Annotated in this window: 17 protein-coding genes and 2 tRNA genes; 6 read left to right on the top strand and 13 right to left on the bottom strand. The window is 67.7% G+C overall.

Annotated features, from left to right (window positions below; translation table 11 throughout):
- Nucleotides 1-52: 52 nt before the first annotated feature.
- Nucleotides 53-1,318: a hypothetical protein gene (locus AACH06_RS22815; RefSeq protein ID WP_341428089.1), complete on the top strand. Its 1,266-nt coding sequence runs from the start codon at nucleotides 53-55 to the stop codon at nucleotides 1,316-1,318.
- A 59-nt stretch (nucleotides 1,319-1,377) separates the two neighbouring features.
- Here the strand turns inward: AACH06_RS22815 and AACH06_RS22820 are convergent, their stop codons facing one another.
- The 8 genes from AACH06_RS22820 to AACH06_RS22855 all read right to left on the bottom strand — a co-directional run bounded on the left by AACH06_RS22820 (nucleotide 1,378) and on the right by AACH06_RS22855 (nucleotide 8,508).
- Nucleotides 1,378-2,862, bottom strand: a complete 1,485-nt coding sequence (locus AACH06_RS22820; RefSeq protein ID WP_341428090.1) for a S41 family peptidase — start codon at nucleotides 2,860-2,862, stop codon at nucleotides 1,378-1,380.
- Between the two features lie 88 nt (nucleotides 2,863-2,950).
- Complete coding sequence (locus tag AACH06_RS22825) at nucleotides 2,951-3,712, bottom strand: helix-turn-helix transcriptional regulator (protein WP_341428091.1); 762 nt, start codon at nucleotides 3,710-3,712, stop codon at nucleotides 2,951-2,953.
- Between the two features lie 133 nt (nucleotides 3,713-3,845).
- Nucleotides 3,846-5,453 carry a methyl-accepting chemotaxis protein gene (locus tag AACH06_RS22830; protein WP_341428092.1) on the bottom strand — a complete coding sequence of 536 codons (1,608 nt, stop codon included), beginning with the start codon at nucleotides 5,451-5,453 and terminating at the stop codon, nucleotides 3,846-3,848.
- Nucleotides 5,454-5,463: 10 nt separating this feature from the next.
- Nucleotides 5,464-6,036: an SCO family protein gene (locus tag AACH06_RS22835; protein ID WP_341428093.1), complete on the bottom strand. Its 573-nt coding sequence runs from the start codon at nucleotides 6,034-6,036 to the stop codon at nucleotides 5,464-5,466.
- A 66-nt stretch (nucleotides 6,037-6,102) separates the two neighbouring features.
- Nucleotides 6,103-6,435, bottom strand: a complete 333-nt coding sequence (locus tag AACH06_RS22840; RefSeq protein WP_341428094.1) for a cupredoxin domain-containing protein — start codon at nucleotides 6,433-6,435, stop codon at nucleotides 6,103-6,105.
- A gap of 44 nt (nucleotides 6,436-6,479) precedes the next feature.
- Nucleotides 6,480-6,860: a c-type cytochrome gene (locus AACH06_RS22845; RefSeq protein ID WP_341428095.1), complete on the bottom strand. Its 381-nt coding sequence runs from the start codon at nucleotides 6,858-6,860 to the stop codon at nucleotides 6,480-6,482.
- On the bottom strand, nucleotides 6,857-7,912 hold the full coding sequence (locus tag AACH06_RS22850) for a cytochrome-c peroxidase (protein ID WP_341428096.1): 1,056 nt from the start codon (nucleotides 7,910-7,912) through the stop codon (nucleotides 6,857-6,859). Before AACH06_RS22850 ends, AACH06_RS22845 begins: the two co-directional genes overlap by 4 nt.
- A gap of 230 nt (nucleotides 7,913-8,142) precedes the next feature.
- The gene (locus tag AACH06_RS22855) at nucleotides 8,143-8,508 is read right to left on the bottom strand and encodes a PilZ domain-containing protein (protein ID WP_341428097.1); all 366 of its coding nucleotides are present in this window, start codon (nucleotides 8,506-8,508) and stop codon (nucleotides 8,143-8,145) included.
- A gap of 233 nt (nucleotides 8,509-8,741) precedes the next feature.
- Here AACH06_RS22855 and AACH06_RS22860 point away from each other — a divergent pair, with 233 nt between their 5' ends.
- The 5 genes from AACH06_RS22860 to AACH06_RS22880 all read left to right on the top strand — a co-directional run bounded on the left by AACH06_RS22860 (nucleotide 8,742) and on the right by AACH06_RS22880 (nucleotide 12,633).
- Nucleotides 8,742-9,254 carry a hypothetical protein gene (locus AACH06_RS22860; RefSeq protein ID WP_341428098.1) on the top strand — a complete coding sequence of 171 codons (513 nt, stop codon included), beginning with the start codon at nucleotides 8,742-8,744 and terminating at the stop codon, nucleotides 9,252-9,254.
- A 145-nt stretch (nucleotides 9,255-9,399) separates the two neighbouring features.
- On the top strand, nucleotides 9,400-9,603 hold the full coding sequence (locus AACH06_RS22865; protein WP_341428099.1) for a hypothetical protein: 204 nt from the start codon (nucleotides 9,400-9,402) through the stop codon (nucleotides 9,601-9,603).
- A gap of 60 nt (nucleotides 9,604-9,663) precedes the next feature.
- Nucleotides 9,664-10,128 carry a hypothetical protein gene (locus AACH06_RS22870; protein ID WP_341428100.1) on the top strand — a complete coding sequence of 155 codons (465 nt, stop codon included), beginning with the start codon at nucleotides 9,664-9,666 and terminating at the stop codon, nucleotides 10,126-10,128.
- Between the two features lie 159 nt (nucleotides 10,129-10,287).
- Nucleotides 10,288-11,268 (top strand): lipase secretion chaperone, encoded by a 981-nt coding sequence (locus AACH06_RS22875; protein WP_341428101.1) that lies wholly within the window; start codon nucleotides 10,288-10,290, stop codon nucleotides 11,266-11,268.
- A gap of 60 nt (nucleotides 11,269-11,328) precedes the next feature.
- Nucleotides 11,329-12,633 carry a sphingomyelin phosphodiesterase gene (locus tag AACH06_RS22880; RefSeq protein ID WP_341428102.1) on the top strand — a complete coding sequence of 435 codons (1,305 nt, stop codon included), beginning with the start codon at nucleotides 11,329-11,331 and terminating at the stop codon, nucleotides 12,631-12,633.
- A 102-nt stretch (nucleotides 12,634-12,735) separates the two neighbouring features.
- Here the strand turns inward: AACH06_RS22880 and AACH06_RS22885 are convergent.
- From AACH06_RS22885 to cobA, 5 genes are all read right to left on the bottom strand, one after another.
- Nucleotides 12,736-12,811, bottom strand: a tRNA-Asn gene (locus AACH06_RS22885).
- Nucleotides 12,812-13,072: 261 nt separating this feature from the next.
- Nucleotides 13,073-13,148, bottom strand: a tRNA-Asn gene (locus AACH06_RS22890).
- A gap of 37 nt (nucleotides 13,149-13,185) precedes the next feature.
- A complete protein-coding gene (locus AACH06_RS22895; RefSeq protein WP_341428103.1) occupies nucleotides 13,186-15,297 on the bottom strand; it encodes a TonB-dependent siderophore receptor in 2,112 nt (703 codons plus the stop codon).
- Nucleotides 15,298-15,680: 383 nt separating this feature from the next.
- Complete coding sequence (gene fdxA, locus AACH06_RS22900) at nucleotides 15,681-16,004, bottom strand: ferredoxin FdxA (protein ID WP_341428104.1); 324 nt, start codon at nucleotides 16,002-16,004, stop codon at nucleotides 15,681-15,683.
- A gap of 125 nt (nucleotides 16,005-16,129) precedes the next feature.
- Nucleotides 16,130-16,912 carry a uroporphyrinogen-III C-methyltransferase gene (gene cobA, locus AACH06_RS22905; protein WP_341428105.1) on the bottom strand — a complete coding sequence of 261 codons (783 nt, stop codon included), beginning with the start codon at nucleotides 16,910-16,912 and terminating at the stop codon, nucleotides 16,130-16,132.

Consider the following 16,912-nt stretch of genomic DNA (forward strand, 5'->3'; position numbering starts at 1 on the left):
GTTCGACATGCCTGCAACACATCGGCCCTTGTCTCCGTTTGTCCGCCACACCATGGCGGTTGCAACCACCGGCGTCGCCCTCTGCGCCGCCTTCTCGGCGGGCCGTGCCGCTGCCGCCTGTGACACGCTCGACCAGCGTGTGCGTGCCTCCACCGTTCCCGTGGGAGGTAGCGTGTCGCCCAGCGACGAATACACGCCGGTGGTGATCGCGCCAAGGGGTGACGGCACCAGCGTGCTGGCGTGGACCGATCGTTCCGCCAGCCGCATCCAGCTGGCCAAGCTGACGCCAGCCGACGCGTTGAAGACCAGCCTGCCGCCGCTGGCCGGGCTGGAGGTGCATGCGGCTCTGCCGCTGGCCGATGGGACGGCTTTGGCGGTGATGGCCAACGACCCCGACATCTACTCGCCCAAGTACTGCTGGCGCGCCGATACGCCCGACAAGGCGGTGTGCGGCAAGATGGACTTGGTGAGGCTCGACACCGCGGGCCAGCCGCTGTCGCGCACCACGCTCACCGAGAAGGGCAACGTCGACAGCGATGGCGCGCAGTTCATCTGGTGGTACGGCCACACCGCGCGGCTCGCCACCGACGGCTCGCGCATCGGCGTGTACTTCCGATCGGCCATGTCCACCCCGCGGCCGGGCGCGCCGGGTGAGGTGGATATCCACGCCGGCGACACCCTCAAGTTCGTCGATGCCGCCAACGGCGCGCTGCTGAAAGGCGGCTGGGAATGGGGCTGCAGCCACAGCTGGTCGGTGCGGCTGGCGCACAGCAGCAAGCGTTGGGGTGCGGCCTGCCATGGTGACGCGTACCCGAACGCGATGCGGGTGTCGAGATTGGCCACGCCCACGTCGACGCCGGATGACTTGCAGTGGTTGTCCGGCACCGATCCCGCTCGGCGCGCGCTGGGCGGGCTGGTGCCGTCTGGCGGCGGCTTCTGGATCGACTACCTGCAGCCAGCGGCCAATGGGCTGGAGCTGAAGCTCGCCAAGGTGCCCGCCACCGGCGGGGCGCTCAAGAAGGTGTCGACCATCGCGGCCGGCACGGCGTTGGACGCCACCTACCCATTTCGCCCGTACATGGCGGCCTATGGCCAGGGCAAGCTGCTGCTGGGCTGGAAGGCCTCGGGCCAGCTCAAGCTCGCAGTGGCCGATGCGGGCACCGGCGAGCTGATCGAAGGCCCGATCAGCACCACGCTGAAGATCGACAGCTTCCAGGACATGGCCACTGCCCCGAATGGCGATGTGCTGTGGGCCTACAGCAGCGGCGGCAGCAACGTGCTGGTCAACCGGGTGGCGGCCTGCTCGCTGGCGCGCTGAGCAGCCTGGCGGGCCGCCCCGCCGCATCCGACACGCCGACGCGACGGGCCGCGCGCCGATCAATTCGTCGCGGCGGCTGGGCGCTGGTCGGCCGCCACGGCGTCCAGCAACCGCTGCGCCAGCTGGCGGCTGTCCTCGCCTTCGGTCGGCGCGACCGGCAGGTCGGGCGCGATGCCGGCTGTTTCGTTGCGGCCATCGGCGCGCCATCGCATGCAATCGGGCATGCGCACGCGCATCCGTGAATGCGTCAGCACCTGCACTTGCTCGCCATTCATGAACCCGCATCCGGCGCCCCCGGTGAGGGTGCCCACGGTCTTGCCCAGGTGGTTGTCCTGTACGACGGCAGCAAACATCTCGGCCGACGAAAACGTCCGCCTGTCGGTCATCACATAGAGCGGCCCGGTCCACATCGCCCAGAGGTCATCGGCACTGGACGGGAGCGATAGCCGGTAGGCGATGTTCTGGTCGCCAAACGCCCCGCGGGGCAGCGAGGGCTCATAGCCCCCCGCATAGCCCACATCCACCAAGCGTGTGCAGCCTGTGCCACCCCAAGGCTGCTGTCTCGACCACACCCAGGCCATGTCACAAGGCATGGAGGCCCGCGACTTGGCCGTCACGAAGAAGTCGCGGGCGTGGGTGAGGGCATTCGCCGCCTCGATGGTCGGATTGGACTTCAATCCGGCATCCAGACTCTGCAATTGCTGGTCGGCGTAGGCCACGGCTGCTGGTGAGGCCACCATGCGAAGCCGTGCCGATCGCACGGGCAGATCGGTCAACAGCCGTGCGAACCGGTCGCCGCTGTCGTCGCCGCCATTGTTGTTGCCCACGTCGACCAGCAGCGCCGTCATGCCGGCAGCCTTCAGCGCTGAGAGTTGTTCCGCCAGTGCGGAGGACCAGCGGTCGTCCGCGGCGTTTCTCAGGGCCTTCTCGGTGATGGGGGCACCTTGGGCCTTCAGCGCGGCGTAGCCTTGCGTGCAACTCGCCGGAAAGGCGCGGTTGGTGAAGTTCTGGATTCGGATGACGCCGATCGTCGGGCCATCGGTGCGGGTGGCCAGGCCGGTGCGGTACACCGTGGCCAGGCCATCACCCATCAGATGAAAGCCCGGCAAGCTCTCCAGCGGCAGCGAAAAGGCCATGCGTGCGGTCGGCAGAAAGCCCAACGTCGCGCACGCGCCGGCGGCATCATCCGCCTCGAATGGCTTCGCGGTCACAGCAGTGGCCGCCTGGTGGGAGGGGGCCAGATCCGGCAGGACGGACAGGTGCCCGTCCTTGAAGGCACGCACGAAGCTCTCGATGGCCTGGCGGGCCTCGCCGTCGTTGCGTGCCGCCCTGAGGCTCTGCCGAGTCAGGCGATCCAGACGCGGCAGGTTCACGCCGCCTTCCGGTGAAGCGAACCAGGCCAGGTTGGCGTAGTCGCGCTCCAGTGTTTGCTTCAACTGCGCGTAGTCGCGTTGCCATGCAGAGGCATCGTAGGGCTGGGCCTGGGTGTTCGCCGTGGCAAACACCAGGGTGGTCAACGCCAAGAATCGACATGCTGCGGCCATGGGGCTCCTTCTTCTTTCCGACAGAAGGGAGCGTTTATCGCGTGGAGGCCCCAGGCCTGTCTTGAACGACCGTGCCAGTTTTTGAAGGTCAGCCGCTCGTTTTTCGGCGATAGGCACTGGGTGTGGTTCCCAGCCGCGTCTTGAAGGTCCGCGTCATGTGGGCCTGATCGCTGAAACCGCAGAGGGCGGCGATGTCGGCCAAGGGCTGCCTGGATTGGCTCAGCAATGCGGCGGCGCGCTCCAGGCGAAAGCGGCGCAGCGCCTCACCGGGCGATTCGCCAAGATGGGTACGAAACAGGCGCGCGAGTTCGGCGGCGTCGCAACCGACGTCTCGCGCGATCTCGTCCAATGCGAGGTTGCGGTGCGATTGTTCGCGCAGCAGCGCCAGGGCGCGTTGCAGGGCAGCCGGCGCAGTGCCACGCTGGCGTGCGTGCTCTCGGGCCATCAGCCCCAGCAGCTCGTGCAAGAGGCCGTCGATCACCAACGACGAGAAGTCGTCGGGCACTTGCAGCTCTTGCGCGATGCGGCGGCCCACGTCGGCCAGCGACAGCGAGCGCACGGCCGGGGCTTGGTCGACGGGCAGGGCCCCGCGCAGGCGTTCGATGGCTTCTGCAGTCGGGGCCATCTGGAGTTTGCGCACGCCCTCGGCGCCGAATCGTTGAGAGTGGGCTTCGCCGGCCGGGCAGAGCAGCAGCGAGCCCCAGGCGCCCTCGTGACGCCGCCCGCGGATGAACTCCTCATAGCTGCCTCCCAGCACCAGCGACAGCGTTGCGCGGCGGTGCGTGTGCGGCGGCATGTCGGATCCGGGCGCGTACCGCCGGACTTGGATGTCCGAGAAGAGTGTGTTCATGAGCTCGGGGCGCCTCTCGCTTGCGCTGGATGCTCGGCAGCACCAGCGCCATTGGCGCGCCGACGAACGACGGCGCGGGCAAGGCTGAGTATGGCCGATGCCCTCGGAAAGCGCAGCTCGGGCTGCGGCCAGGTCAGGCGGTCTGGGATTCGTCGAGGCGGAACCGGTTGACGAGTTCGAGCAGGTCGGCCGACTGCGAGCGCAGGCTCTCGGCGGCGGTGGTGCTTTCGACGACGAGCGCGGCGTTCTGCTGGGTGGCGTCGTCGAGTTGGCGTACCGCGCCATTGACCTCGCCCAGGCCTTGCGCCTGGTTCTCGGCGGCGCTGCAAAGCTCTCGCACCACGCCGGAGACGCGGGTCACGTCGTCGACGATCACCCGCATCGTGGCGCCGGCGCCTTCGACCAGCTTGCTGCCGGATTCGACCTTGGCGACGCTGTCGCCGATCAGTGACTTGATCTCGCGCGAGGCGGTGGCCGAGCGTTGGGCCAGGGCCCGCACCTCCGAGGCCACGACCGCGAAGCCCTTGCCGTGGTCGCCTGCGCGCGCTGCCTCGACGGCGGCATTGAGCGCCAGGATGTTGGTCTGGAATGCGATGCCGTCGATGACCCCGGTGATGTCGGCGATGCGGCTGCTGGCCGCGGCGATCTCGCCCATGCGGTCGATCACTTCGGACACCACCGCGCCCCCGCGCTCGGCCGCCTGATTGGCCGATGACATCATCTCGCCGGCCGACCGGGCTGATTCGGCGCTTTGCGTCACCGTGTGCGTCAGCTGGTGCATGGCGGTGGCGGTGCGCTGCAGCGAGGTCGCCGCCTCTTCGGTGCGCTGGCTGAGGTGCAGGTTGCCGCCCGCGATTTCCTGGCTGGCGTGAGCGATGTTGCTCGCGGAGCGCCGGATGCCGGTGACCAGATCGCTCAGCTGAGCCTGCATGATGGTCATCGCCACCTGCAGGCTGCCCAGTTCGTCTTGCCGGTCGGTGTCGAGCCGCTCGGCGCTCAGGTCACCACCGGCGATGCGCTCGGCGGCCCGCACGGTGGCGGCGATCGGGCGGGTGATGCCGCGGGTGATGCGCCAGGCCAGCAACGCTGACCCCAAGACGGCAGCCACCAGCGCGGCGGCGATGATCGACTGCCCGATTCGCGCTGTTTGCGCCGAACCGGACTGCACCTGTTCCAGCTCTTTGAGCTGCACACTCTGGGCTTTGCCGATGGCGCTGGCAAACGCGTTCATCTTCGGGATCAGCACCCCGTACAGGCCCGTGCGGGCTTCGTCGACCTGGCCCGCCTTGCGCTGCCGCGAGAACTTCATCAGGTGGACGAGCACCCCGCTGCTGTGCCCGGCCAGCTCTTCCACCACCGGTTTGAAGGGGTCGGTCTCGTCCGCCAGAGCGGCTTGCAGGGCCTCGATCGCTTCGCCGATCTTGGTGCGGCCCGATTCGATGCGCGACAGCGCCGCGGCGGCGGCCTCGTCGTCGGGTGCGAGCAGCGCGTCGCGAGCCGCCATGTTGACCATCTGCACTTCATGATCGAGCGATTGCAGCCGCACCAGGGCCGGCACGCTGCCTTCCAGCGCGCCCACGAAGCGCGCCTGCAGGTTGCGCGATTGCACGATGGCCAGCGCGCCCACAAACAGCAAGGGCAGACACATCAGGCCAAAGCTCACACCCAGGCGTGCGCCGAGCCGGCGTCGGGGGGCGGTGAGCAGGCGCAGCAAGGCAGAGGATCCGGAGGGCGAGGTCATGGCGAAGCGATCAGTGTTCTTCCAGCCGGCGCAGATCGGCCAGCAGGTGCTGCGGAGTTTCGTTGTGGGGATAGACGCGGCTGACGCGCCCTCGGGCATCCAGCAGGTACCACAGGCTGCTGTGCTCGACGCCGGCGCCTGAGGCCGCCTGGCGGGTGCCGACGCCGTAACGGTCGGCCACGCGTGACACCTGCGCGGGGCTGCCGGTCAGCCCGATCAGGCGGCCGTCGACATGGCCAAGGTACTCACGCAGTTGGGCCGGGCCGTCGCTGACCGGGTCCAGCGTGACGAAGACGATGCCGGGTGCGGGGCGGCTGCCGAATTCGGCGAGAACCTGCCGTGCAGACAGCAGGGCCACCGGGCAGGTGCTGCCGCAGCGTGTGAACCCGAAGAACACGAGCGCGGGGCGTCCAGACAGCCGCGCCAGAGAAAACGGTCGGCCGAGTTGGTCGACGAGATCCAGCTCGCCGCCGATGCCCACTGCCGGCGGCTGGCCGCTCAGCGGTTCTCCCAGTGGCCAGCCTGGACCGGCCCACGCCAAGCCTGCCAGCGCAAGGGCCCAGGATCGGAGGGGGTGGCGCATGGTGGGCATGGGGCCTGGCAAGCGGGTGCGCAGTGGGGCTGAGGGGGCTGAGGGGGCTCAGAGGGCTCAGGGCGTGACCGTGACCACCAGGCGCATGTCCGGGTGGATGGCACACTCGACTTCGTACTTGCCCGGCTTGGCGTAGGTCACCGACTTGCTCTGGCCGTTGCCGTAGGTGCCGAGGTCAAACGGCTGTGCGTCGGTCAGGCTGAAGATGTTGTGAGAGAAGCTATCGTCGTTGCGAAAGACGATCTTGTCGCCAGCCTTGACGGACAGCGTCTTGACCGAGAAGGCCTTGTCTTTCTGGACGACCAGATGCTCGGCGGCTTGGGCCATGACGGGGCAGAACAACGCGGCGCCGATCGCCAGGCAGTGAAGGGGGGACGGGAGTAGCTTCATCGGGAAGGGCTCTGAGAGTGGGGTTCGTCGGTGCTGGGCGTGTGTCAGCGCATGTTCACCGAGCGGACGAAAGCGGTCACATCGGTGATCTGTTCGTCGGTGAGTTCTTCGCCCCACGGTGGCATGCCGGGCGATCGGCCCAGGGCCTCGCCACCGCGCGTGACGATGAGGCGGATGTAGGCGTCGTTCTTGTCGCTCATGCGCAGGTTGGCCGGGCGGGGGTTGTGCAGCCGGGCGGCGCGCCCATTGCCGTCGGCGTTGATGCCATGGCAGGTGACGCAGTAGTTGCTGTAGACCAGGCCGCCACGGAAGACTGCGGCGTCATTGCTGTCTCGCGGCAGCAGGGCACCGTCCGACCGGACTTCCGCGGCCACCGCCTGGCCCAGGGCCAGGGCGGCCAGGCATGCGAGGAGGGCGGCCCTCATTGCGGCAACGCCGGCAGGCTGGCCGTCTGGATCGGAGAGGTGAGGGTGCGCATGAAAGCGACGATGTCGGCCTTGTCCTGGGCACTGAGGTTCAGCGGCTTCATGTCCTTCGAGAGGTTGCTGCGGTCGTCGCCGCCGCGGGCGTAGTGATCCACCACCTCTTCGAGCGTTTTCGCGGCGCCGTTGTGGAAGTAGGGCGCCGTCAATTCGATGTCACGCAGCGTCGGCGTCTTGAACGCCCCCTTCAGCACAGCGACCGGGCGGATCTTGAATCGCCCCTCGTCTTCTTTGCCCGCCGGGTGGGAGATGCCGATGTTGTGGAACCCGTTGTCGGTGAAGTTGGGCGGCTTGTGGCAGGCGGCACAGTTGCCCTTGGCCGGATTGGTGAAGAGCTTGTAGCCGCGCCATTCCTGTGCCGAGATGGCGCCGCGATCGCCGGCGGCCCATTGGTCGAAGCGAGAGTTCTTGGAGACCACCGTGCGCTCGTAGGCTGCAATCGCCTTGGCCAGGGTTTCCTCCGACACGCTTTCACCGGGGTAGGCGGCCTCGAACATGGCCCGGTAGCCCGGTATGCCTTGGAGCATGGCCAGCGCGGCGGTGAAGTCGGTCTTCATCTCCTCAGGCGTCTTCATCGGGCCCAGGGCCTGGTCTTCCAGGCTCTTCTTGCGACCGTCCCACATGAACTGGGTGTTGTAGGCGGTGTTGATCACCGTGGGCGTCGCACGGCCCAGGCGGCTGCCGTCGATGCCCACGCCGGTGCGCAAGCCGTCGGACCAGCCCAGGGATGGGTTGTGGCAGGTGGCGCACGACACCGTGCCGTTGCCGGAAATGCGGGGGTCGAAGAACAGCGCCTTGCCGAGCGCGACGCGCGCCGGGGTGGCCACGTTGTCGGCCGGCTGCGGCGGCTCGCCGAGCAGCCAGACTTTGTCGTCGGTCGTGGCGGGCGGGGCCAGTTCAGCCGCTTCTATCACCACGTTCAAACCGGCGGCGGCGAGGCCGACGAGCGCCACATGCTTCGCCCAGGGGCGAACGACCTGGTTCCACTTTTTCACGGGCCCAATCCCTCCGTTGGGCCCACTCAGTTGGTGCCGGGCCGGGCCGGGCAGCACCGCGCCGCCGACCCCCCACCTGCAGTCAACCCATCACAGGTAACACATCGTCAGTTTCCTCATCGGCGTTGATGTCTTCTCGCAGAAATGACGAACTTTTCTCGTGCAGTTCATCACGAGGCCACCACGGCTCGGCCGGATAGGCGGGAACTCGCAGCGCAGTGAACGCGGCTTCAGGTGCTGCAGACGAACAGCTCCAGCAGTTCGCGGGTGCGGTCGGGCATGCCGAAAAACACCAGGCCGGCGCTGAATGCGCCACCACGTGCTTCGCTGCGGACCACGCAGGCCTGCACGTGCACCGAGCGTGGCTCGCCATCGATGGGGAGATTGAAGGCAAGCTCGCAGCGCGTGGCCGGGGGCAGCTCGACGCAACTGCACAGGTCGACCCCGTGTGCGCTGATGTTCGTCGTGTCTGCATCGACGGTCGGTCCGTCGACGATGAACACCGTGGCCTGGGTGCTGAGGGCACGCCTGGGCTCGGCGCGCAGTTCGCGCGTGACTGGGAGGCGATGAGTGGCGCTCACGGGATCGACGTTCATGTGCAGGGCCTCTGAATTGATGTCGACGGACGTCGGCCGCACCGGGTCGTGCGGCCGGGGCCCGTGCGGCAGGGACACGTTGCCTTCCCGGTTTCGATTCAGCAATCAGCGTGCCATCTGAGAGGGCGGTGGGGTCGGGCGGTGGGTCGGGCCGAGGGAGGCGGGGCAACACCGTCGCTCGCAGGACAATCCGGGGATCAATGGGCCGCATCTTCAGGCCCCAGGGGATTCGATTGAAGCTTTCACGCCGTCGATGGATGATGGCCCTGGCGGCGTTCGCCGCCATCGACAGCCACGCCGCCGAGCCATTCACCCGCCTCAATGTCGTGCTGCTGCAGCCCAGCGCGGTGCTGGAGGCGCGCACCAGCGTCGATGCGATGGCCGACTACATCCGTGCAATCGAGCGGGCTGCGTCGGATGCGGTGGCGGCTGCGGCGTCTCGCCAATCCACCGGCGGCTTTGTGGTGGTGGCGGTACGGCCGGGTGGCCAGTCCAAGGCTTGGCTGGATTTCGACACCCTGCTCGACCTGGACGTGCGCAAGCGCCTGCGCGACGCGGTGCAAGGTGTGCCGGCCATGACGGTTCGGGAAGGGCCGGTGGTGTTTGCGCTGAAGGTGGCGCTGTGGGGCGGCAAGGAGTCTCGCCGCTCGGTGCCGACGCCGCCCGAGTGGAAGCAGGCCGGCGCCAGCGGACCGGCGCGCGAGGTGGGCGAACTGGTGGAGTCGATCTGGGACAGCGCACCGTAGCGCTACGCCATTGGCCCTCGCGACGCGGCGGCTCAGGCGCCCCAGGATGCAGGCTGTCGCATGCGGACACCCGGGAAGGGCGACTGGCGCAGAATGGATTCATCGGCGGGTCGTTCCGCGCGAGGTGACTGTCGAGGAGAACGAGTTGAACGCACTGATCCTGTTTGTCGGCTGGTGCATTCTGTTCGTGCTGGCATGGCCGTTGGCCTTGCTGGCGCTGCTGCTGTTCCCCTTGGTGTGGCTGATCAGCCTGCCGTTCCGGCTGCTCGGCATCGCGCTGGAAGGGGTGTTTGCGCTGATCCGTGCGCTGATCTTTCTCCCGGCGCGGGTGCTGGGCTACCGCGGCTGAGGTTCGCCACGCAACATGTGGGCGCCGCCGCCGGCGGGCGTCTGGTGCTGATTCAGCGCGATGAAGCTGATCCCGTTCGTCAGCGTTGACGACACGCCCTTCACGGCCAGCCCGGACGACGTTCTGCGGCGTCATGGCCGGCCCGCCGAAGAGGGCTTCAACCTCGTCGGGCTGACCGAGTTCGACTACGGCGGTGTGGTGTTCCGGTTTCAGAGCAACGGCCGGCTCGAAGAGATCACGGTCTGGGCCGACGAAATCGAACTTGACGGAAACGCTGTGGCCTGGGCAGATCTGCAGGCCCATGTGCTGGCGCATGACGCCAGTGCGTTCCGGCGCGCGGGCTTCCTCGTCAGCCCCCTGTTCGGGTTGGCATTTGTGCCAGGAGACGCACTGGCCGACGCACCGAGTGACGCACCGAGTGACGCATTGGGTGACGCATTGGGTGTCGCATTGGGTGTGGGGGCCCCCTGGGTCACGGCCCTTGCCGCGCACTGCCTGGACGAATGGCGCGCCCTTTCACCGTGACCCCCCAGCTCCCTCGCCAGACACCGGCCGGGAAGTCCCTGATGGTTTGGTAGCGATGACTATCTAAAGTCTCGCCCGAGCCTGTCGCGCGCCTGCTGGCCCGCGGCAACCCGCCGGTGCGGCTTCAAGAAGCGCCGGCCACTCATCGAGGAAGGGCGGATGAAACCTGTTGTTCATCGCTTGGTGTGGCGCGCCGCCGCGGGCTTGTCGGCCCTGGGCGTGCTGTGGGCCGCTGTGGGCGTGGGTGCCGGCCCTGCGCCACAGGCGGATACCGGCGGCGAGCCGCCGGCGGCGTTGGTCGAGGCGACCCTGGCCGTGCCGACGAACACGAAGGCGCGCGCCGATGCGGTCTCAGGCGACCACGCCGATCCTGGCGGCGCGAGTCGCTGGGCATCGCGTCTGGCGCCAGGCCTGCAAGGGCGCAGCGGCGATCTCTGGAGCCAGCTTCAGGCGCTGGGCCGCGAGTGCGGCGGGCTCATGCCCAGCCACTGTCTCAGCGGCGTGCTTGCGGCCTTGCCCGACGCTGAGCGCGCGCGCATGTCCGACATCCTGGAGCGGCTGCCGAGGTTGGCGCCACGCTTGTCTGCCTTGGTGATGAGCAGCCAGCAGCCGATGCTCGAGCGCATCGAGGCTGTGAGCCAGGTCCGAGCCGACGTGATGGGTGCCGACAACGCGCGCCTGCTGTTCGGCCGTGAAGAAGCTCAGTTCCGCGACGAGGCGAGATGGGCCCAGTTCCTGGCGAACGAGGCGGCTCGCATGCCGCTGGCCGAACGCTTGGCCGCCGCCGAGTCGATGCGGTCGCCCGAGGCTGGGCCGCTCGGCGACGCCACCGAGCGTGCACGCCGCTACGAACGGACCTTGCAACTCACTTTGCTCGACGCGAGAGACGACGCCGACCGGCAACGGCTGGCCCGCGAGGTGCGTGCCCAGTTCTTCACCGCCGATCTGGCGCGACAGATGGAGCAGGGCGATCGTTTCGATGCGGCACAGCGCGAGCGTATGGCGCAGTACGCCCGCCAGAAGCAGGCCATCCAGGCGAGATACGCCGGCGTGGCCGATGTGACGGCGCTGCAGCAGCGCGACGCTGAATTGGCGGCGCTGCGCGAGCAAGTCTTCCCCGACAGCTTCCAGGCGCACTGAAATCCTCACTGAGATTCGCCCTGAACCGCACCACTCAAAACTGCAGGAGATCCCCACACCATGAACCTGACATCGCTACGCCGCTGGCTGGCAGCCGCTGTGCTCTTGTGCGGCGCGACCACGGCCCAGGCAGAGACATACATCTACGTGACCAACACCACGGCGCAGCCGCTCACCGTGTCGACGGTGCAGTACGGCGACAAAACGCTCGCGAAAGGGAGCGAGTGGGGCACCTACGACCCGGTGATCCCCCCATATGCCACCCGCAAGGTCGCCTGGATGAACCGAGACCAAGGCATCACCAGCGGCAAGAACTTCTACTTCGACACGACTGTCAATGGCGCGCGCGGCGGCCCCCAGGTGCTGAAACAGAAGCTCCGCGGCAAGCTGGTGGGTTCGTCCATTTGGCATGGGGCCAAGGCCAACAGCTTTGAGACCCCCTGGTACAACGATCGGTCCATCCACACCAACAAGGTCGTGCGCGAAGAGCACCTGTCGTTCAAGGCCGAATTCACCGGGGGCTACGACGACATCTACTACATCGTCCACGACGCCAATGTCAAAGAGGCGCCCACCAGCGACCCCGACACCTTGAAGGTGCTGGCCTACAACACCTGGGGCATCTTCGTGGCCCGCAACATCTGTGATCGCTACGCCGCCATGCCCGAGGCCACCACCGGCTTCGACGTGATCGTGCTCTCTGAAGTGTTCGATCAGGGTTGCCGCGAGCAGTTGCTCAACGACCTGCGTGCCGAGTACCCCTACCAGACCCGCCTGGTCGACGAGCCCGGCAACATCATGAACGGCGGCGTGGTGGCGGTGAGCCGCTGGCCGATTGCCGCGCAGGATGTCTACGTCTACCCCGATTGCACCGGCGACAACTGCTTCTCGAACAAGGGGTTCATCTATTTCGAGGTCATCAAGCAGGGCAAGCCTTACCACGTGCTGGGCACCCACACCAACGCCTACAACGGCGCAGACGACCGCCGAGTGCGACTGGTGCAACTGGGCCAGATGGGCAGCTACGCCGCCGCGCATGGCGTGCCCACGAGCGAGCCGGTGATCTACGCCGGCGACCTCAACGTGGACCGCTACGCCACCCCCGACGACTACGTGCAGATGCTCGGCCTGCTGCATACCGGCGAGCCCCGCTATCTGGGCTACGGCTACACCTACGACTCCACCGTCAATGCCTTGGGCTCCGGTGGCCGCGAGTACCTGGACTATGTGTTCGCCGATGGTCAGCACCGTGCGCCGCGCGCCAACGACAACACCGTGCGCATCTACCGCAGCCTCAACGCGCCGCTGTGGATGGACCACGACCTGTCCGACCACTTCGCCGTGTCCGGCGTGCTGCAGTACTGACCCCACCTGCTGGCGGTGGCGCCCATCACGGCGTCGCGCCACCGCGCAGCGGTTTCGCCCAACAAAAAGGCCAGCATCTTGCGATGCTGGCCTTTTCTAATTTGGCTCCCCGACCTGGGCTCGAACCAGGGACCTACGGATTAACAGTCCGGCGCTCTACCGACTGAGCTATCGGGGAAGTGAAGCCAATGATTATAGGGGCAACGGCGAGGGCACTCGGCGAGTGCGTGTCACTGACACGCTTGTGGATGAAGTGCGACATCGGCGCGCGCAACGCTTACGCGACAGGTGACTCACGCGCTCTTCACGCGCTCTGAGCGAAAGCCAATGTGCGAGCGCCCGTGTCGGGTTGATTGGGGTTGATGCCTGCATGCCCCCGAATGCCACCCGAACGCCAATGAAAAAGGCCAGCACCTTGCGATGCTGGCCTTCTCAAATTTGGCTCCCCGACCTGGGCTCGAACCAGGGACCTACGGATTAACAGTCCGGCGCTCTACCGACTGAGCTATCGGGGAAGTGAAGCCTTAGATTATAGACAGAATTTTTAGCGGTTCACAAGAGGGCTGAAAAAGACAGGCGGACGGTGCGCGGCTCCAACGGGTAGAGGTAGGCGTGGCTGAACTGGTAGGGGCTCTCGCGCCAGGCGCGGCGGTCGAAGAGGTTGTCGATGCCGGCGCGCAGCGTCCATTCGCGGCCGAAAGCGCGGGCGCTGTAGCGGGTCGCCAAGTCCATCGTCGTCCAGGCGGGGATCTGGGCGCTGTTGTCGGGCAGCACGTAGCGCGAGCCTTGGTGGTTGAGGTCGCCCTGGACGCTCAGGCCCGGCAGGTCTTGAAAGCGCCACGCGGCGCCGAGGCGCACGCTGCGCTGTGGCACGTTGGTCGGGACGAGGCCGTTGAGGGCCGCCTCGCTGGCGCCGTCGCGGCGTGCGCGCAGCCACATGGCGCCACCCTGGAGGCTGAGCGAGCCCCACTTCACCTCGCCGCCGGCTTCGATGCCGCGGTGACGGGCGTTGCCGTCGATGCGGCGGGTGCAGGTGTCGCCCGCGCTGTCGCACTCGTCTGTCGCCAGAGGACGGCGGATGTCGAAGGCGGTGAGGCTGGCGTTCCAGTCGCGTTGGGCGACTTTCAGGCCCAGTTCGACCTGCTCGCTCTTCAGGGCGGGCAGAGGCTGGCCCGCATTGGTGTACTGAGGCAGGTTGGGTGCCACGTCGCTTTCCACACCCTGGCCCCAGCTGGCGTAGGTGAGCAGGGCATCGGTCCACTGGTGGCTCAAGGCCAGCCATGGCGTGGTGAATGACTGGCGATAGTCGGTGCCGGTGGCTTCGCTGGATCGCTCCAGCCGGCTGTGGCGCAGGCCGAGCCACAGGCCGGTGTCGCGCGTCAGCGCGATGTGGTCGCGCAGGTGCAGTTCAGTGCTGCGCTCGTGGCGGCCGGCGGTGGTGTAGGGCTCGGGGTCGGGGGTGGGCAGTTGCACGCTGCCGTCGATCTGGCCGACGCCAGCCCACTGGTAGATCTGTTCGTTGGGATGCAGGCGGAAGTCGCTCCACAGCACGCCGGTGGACACCTGATGCGCCATGCCCCAGGCATCTAAACGGCCGCTGAGCGTGATCGAGCCGGCCGTCGTGTCGCGCTTTTCGTCTTCGCTGCGGTAGTCGTAGAGGTCGAAGCTGCCGTCGCTGCAGTAACGGTCCCAGGCCGATTCGGCGCTGCAGCCATAGGGGAACGCGATGCGGTCGTCGGTGCGCAGGCGTTGGCTCATCCACTGCGCCTGCAACTGCCAGTCGGCGCCAAGCCGCTCGGTCCAGCGCAGGCTGGCGGTGGTGCCCTCGAAGACCACCGGTTGCGACCAGGCCTGGTTGTTCAGGTTCAGACGGGGATCGATGCTGCTCGCCGAAGGCACCCGGCCGCCGAGCATGCTGAATGCGGCCATGCTGGGCTGCGACTGGTGGCTGAGTTCGATCTCTGCATCGAGCCGCCGATCTGCCGTGAACTGTGCGCTGCCGGCGAGCGCCAGCAGGTGGCGATTGCCCTTCGAATCGCGCACCTGCGGATCGAGGGTTTCGGCCACGGCATTCAGGCGCAGGCCGAAGCCGCCGCCTTCGCCGAAGCGCCGCTCCAGGTCCGTGGCGGCCTTGAAGCTGCCTCGCTCTGACCAAGCAAGCGACACAGCCGACAGATCCTGGCCCCGTGGCCGCTTGACCACCACGTTGGCGACACCGCCCGGCGATGATGTGCCCGCCTGGATGCCACTGATGCCCTTGAGCACCTCCACCCGCTCCTTGTTTTCGAGCGCGATGGCGGTTTCGGCGTTGATGGGCAGGCCGTCGCGCCGGTAGTTGTAGCGGTTGTCGAGCACGAAGCCGCGCACCGTCAGCGCGCTCCAGTAGCCGGGCGAGTTGTAGGCGTCGGCGATGCTGGCGTCCAGCCGAGTGAGCGCCGACAGGGCCGTCGCGCCGCGGTCTTCGAGCTGGCTGCGCGAGAGGCTCAGCGCCTGAAACGGCGACTGTTCCAGCGCCGTGTCACCAAAGCCGGCGATGCTGGCGGGCAGCGTGTCGGTCTTGCCGGTGATGGTGATCTGCTCGGCCGCCTGGCCGTGGCAGGTGACGTGAGCGGCCGCGAGGGCCAAGGCGTGGAGGGGAAAACGGAAGCGAAGCGACTGGGCCATCTGTGACTCGACGAAGCGGTCGCAGGGCGGCAGGTTCTGGATGCGGGTGCGGCACGCGAAGGCGCGCCGCCATCTGAGCTGCTTCCCTGCGCGAGGATTACCTCGTGCAAACCGACGGCTGCAGCCATCAGCTTGCATGGCGGCCGAAGCCGCCGATCAGGTTCAAAGGGACTTTCTCAGCCGGCCCGCAGGCCAGCACCCCTAGCGAATGCCCACGAGCCAGTCGGCCCGTCAGCGGCGCGGATTATCGCCGCTTTGGCAGTGCCGGCTGGCCGGGCGTGAAAAAGCCCGCCGCGGCGGGGCCGGGCGGGCTGGCAGTGTGGATGTGCCGGCGGCGTCGATCAGGTGCAGGGGGCCTGCATCATCGATGCCGTGCGCCGGGTTCAGCGAATGAGCTGGTCGAGCTTGCCGGTGCGATCTTTCCACTCGTCAGCGTCAGGCAGGGCTGGCTTGCGCTTGGTGATGCTGGGCCAGGCCTTGGCCAGCTCGGCGTTGATTGCGATGAACTTCTGCTGGTCAGCCGGCACGTCTTCTTCCGGCAGGATCGCGTTGACCGGGCACTCGGGGATGCACACCGCGCAGTCGATGCACTCGTCGGGGTCGATCGTCAGGAAGTTCGGGCCCTCGCGGAAGCAGTCGACAGGGCAGACGTCGACGCAGTCGGTGTACTTGCAGCGGATGCAGGCTTCGGTGACGACGTGGGTCATGATGCGGTGAGAAGTGAAAGGTAGGGCTTGGCGTGCGGCTCGGCCCCGGTGGGCAATCGATAGCCTGGCACTGCGCCGCGCATGTCGCCGCGCAGCAAAGCATGGGATTTTAGGGCCAGGGGCCTTCAGTCGGTGGGATGTCCCTCAACCAGGCGATGGGCCGTGATGTCTTCGGCAGTCCCGCCGTGGGCGGCCGCCGTCACCGGCGCCACTTCGGTGGCGCCCACCCCGACCGTGACCACCGAGGGGCGGCCGGCGTGCAACACGCAGGCGGCCGGCAGGCTGGCCACGTCATGCTGGCTGATCAGTTGGTCGGGCCAACCCGCCCGGGAGACCACGCAGACCGGGGTGTTGACCGGCCAGCCAGACTCGACCAGCCGGCGCGACAGCATGGCGAGCTGGCGCCCGGCCATGTAGAAGACTTCGGTGTCGGCGCGCCGGCCGGCGTGCAGCTCGCGATCCTGGGTCATGGCGGTGGTCAGCGACACGCTGCGGCCATTGCCACGGCGGGTCAACGGCCGGGCCGAGGCGGCGGCGGCGGCGAGTGCCGCCGTCACGCCGGGGACCACCTCGAAGGTGAGGCCTGCTTCGGCCAGTGCATGGATCTCTTCTTCGAGCCGGCCGAAGACGCTCGGGTCGCCCCCCTTGAGCCGAGCGACCAGCGCGCCGCCCTGGGCGTGTTGGACCAGCAGGGCGTTGATGCGGGTCTGGGCGGTGGCGGTCGAGAAGCCACGCTTGCCCACATCGATCCACTCGGCGTGTGGCGCGAGCTCATGCAGGGCCGGGTCCGTCAAGGCGTCGTGCAGCACGACTTCGGCCCGCGCGAGCGCCGCGGCGCCGCGCAGCGTGATCAGGTCGGCCGAGCCGGGGCCGGCGCCGATGAAGATGACATGGCCAGGATGCGCCAT

This window comes from Ideonella lacteola, from assembly GCF_038066555.1.
Taxonomy (GTDB): Bacteria; Pseudomonadota; Gammaproteobacteria; order Burkholderiales; family Burkholderiaceae_C; genus Ideonella; species Ideonella lacteola.

Coding starts and splice junctions, on each gene's coding strand:
- AACH06_RS22815 (WP_341428089.1), top strand. CDS start 53: ATGGCGGTTGCAACCACCGGCGTCGCCCTCTGCGCCGCCTTCTCGGCG.
- AACH06_RS22820 (WP_341428090.1), bottom strand. CDS start 2,862: ATGGCCGCAGCATGTCGATTCTTGGCGTTGACCACCCTGGTGTTTGCC.
- AACH06_RS22825 (WP_341428091.1), bottom strand. CDS start 3,712: ATGAACACACTCTTCTCGGACATCCAAGTCCGGCGGTACGCGCCCGGA.
- AACH06_RS22830 (WP_341428092.1), bottom strand. CDS start 5,453: ATGACCTCGCCCTCCGGATCCTCTGCCTTGCTGCGCCTGCTCACCGCC.
- AACH06_RS22835 (WP_341428093.1), bottom strand. CDS start 6,036: ATGCGCCACCCCCTCCGATCCTGGGCCCTTGCGCTGGCAGGCTTGGCG.
- AACH06_RS22840 (WP_341428094.1), bottom strand. CDS start 6,435: ATGAAGCTACTCCCGTCCCCCCTTCACTGCCTGGCGATCGGCGCCGCG.
- AACH06_RS22845 (WP_341428095.1), bottom strand. CDS start 6,860: ATGAGGGCCGCCCTCCTCGCATGCCTGGCCGCCCTGGCCCTGGGCCAG.
- AACH06_RS22855 (WP_341428097.1), bottom strand. CDS start 8,508: ATGAACGTCGATCCCGTGAGCGCCACTCATCGCCTCCCAGTCACGCGC.
- AACH06_RS22870 (WP_341428100.1), top strand. CDS start 9,664: ATGAAGCTGATCCCGTTCGTCAGCGTTGACGACACGCCCTTCACGGCC.
- AACH06_RS22875 (WP_341428101.1), top strand. CDS start 10,288: ATGAAACCTGTTGTTCATCGCTTGGTGTGGCGCGCCGCCGCGGGCTTG.
- AACH06_RS22880 (WP_341428102.1), top strand. CDS start 11,329: ATGAACCTGACATCGCTACGCCGCTGGCTGGCAGCCGCTGTGCTCTTG.
- AACH06_RS22895 (WP_341428103.1), bottom strand. CDS start 15,297: ATGGCCCAGTCGCTTCGCTTCCGTTTTCCCCTCCACGCCTTGGCCCTC.
- fdxA (WP_341428104.1), bottom strand. CDS start 16,004: ATGACCCACGTCGTCACCGAAGCCTGCATCCGCTGCAAGTACACCGAC.
- cobA (WP_341428105.1), bottom strand. CDS start 16,912: ATGGCGCATCCTGGCCATGTCATCTTCATCGGCGCCGGCCCCGGCTCG.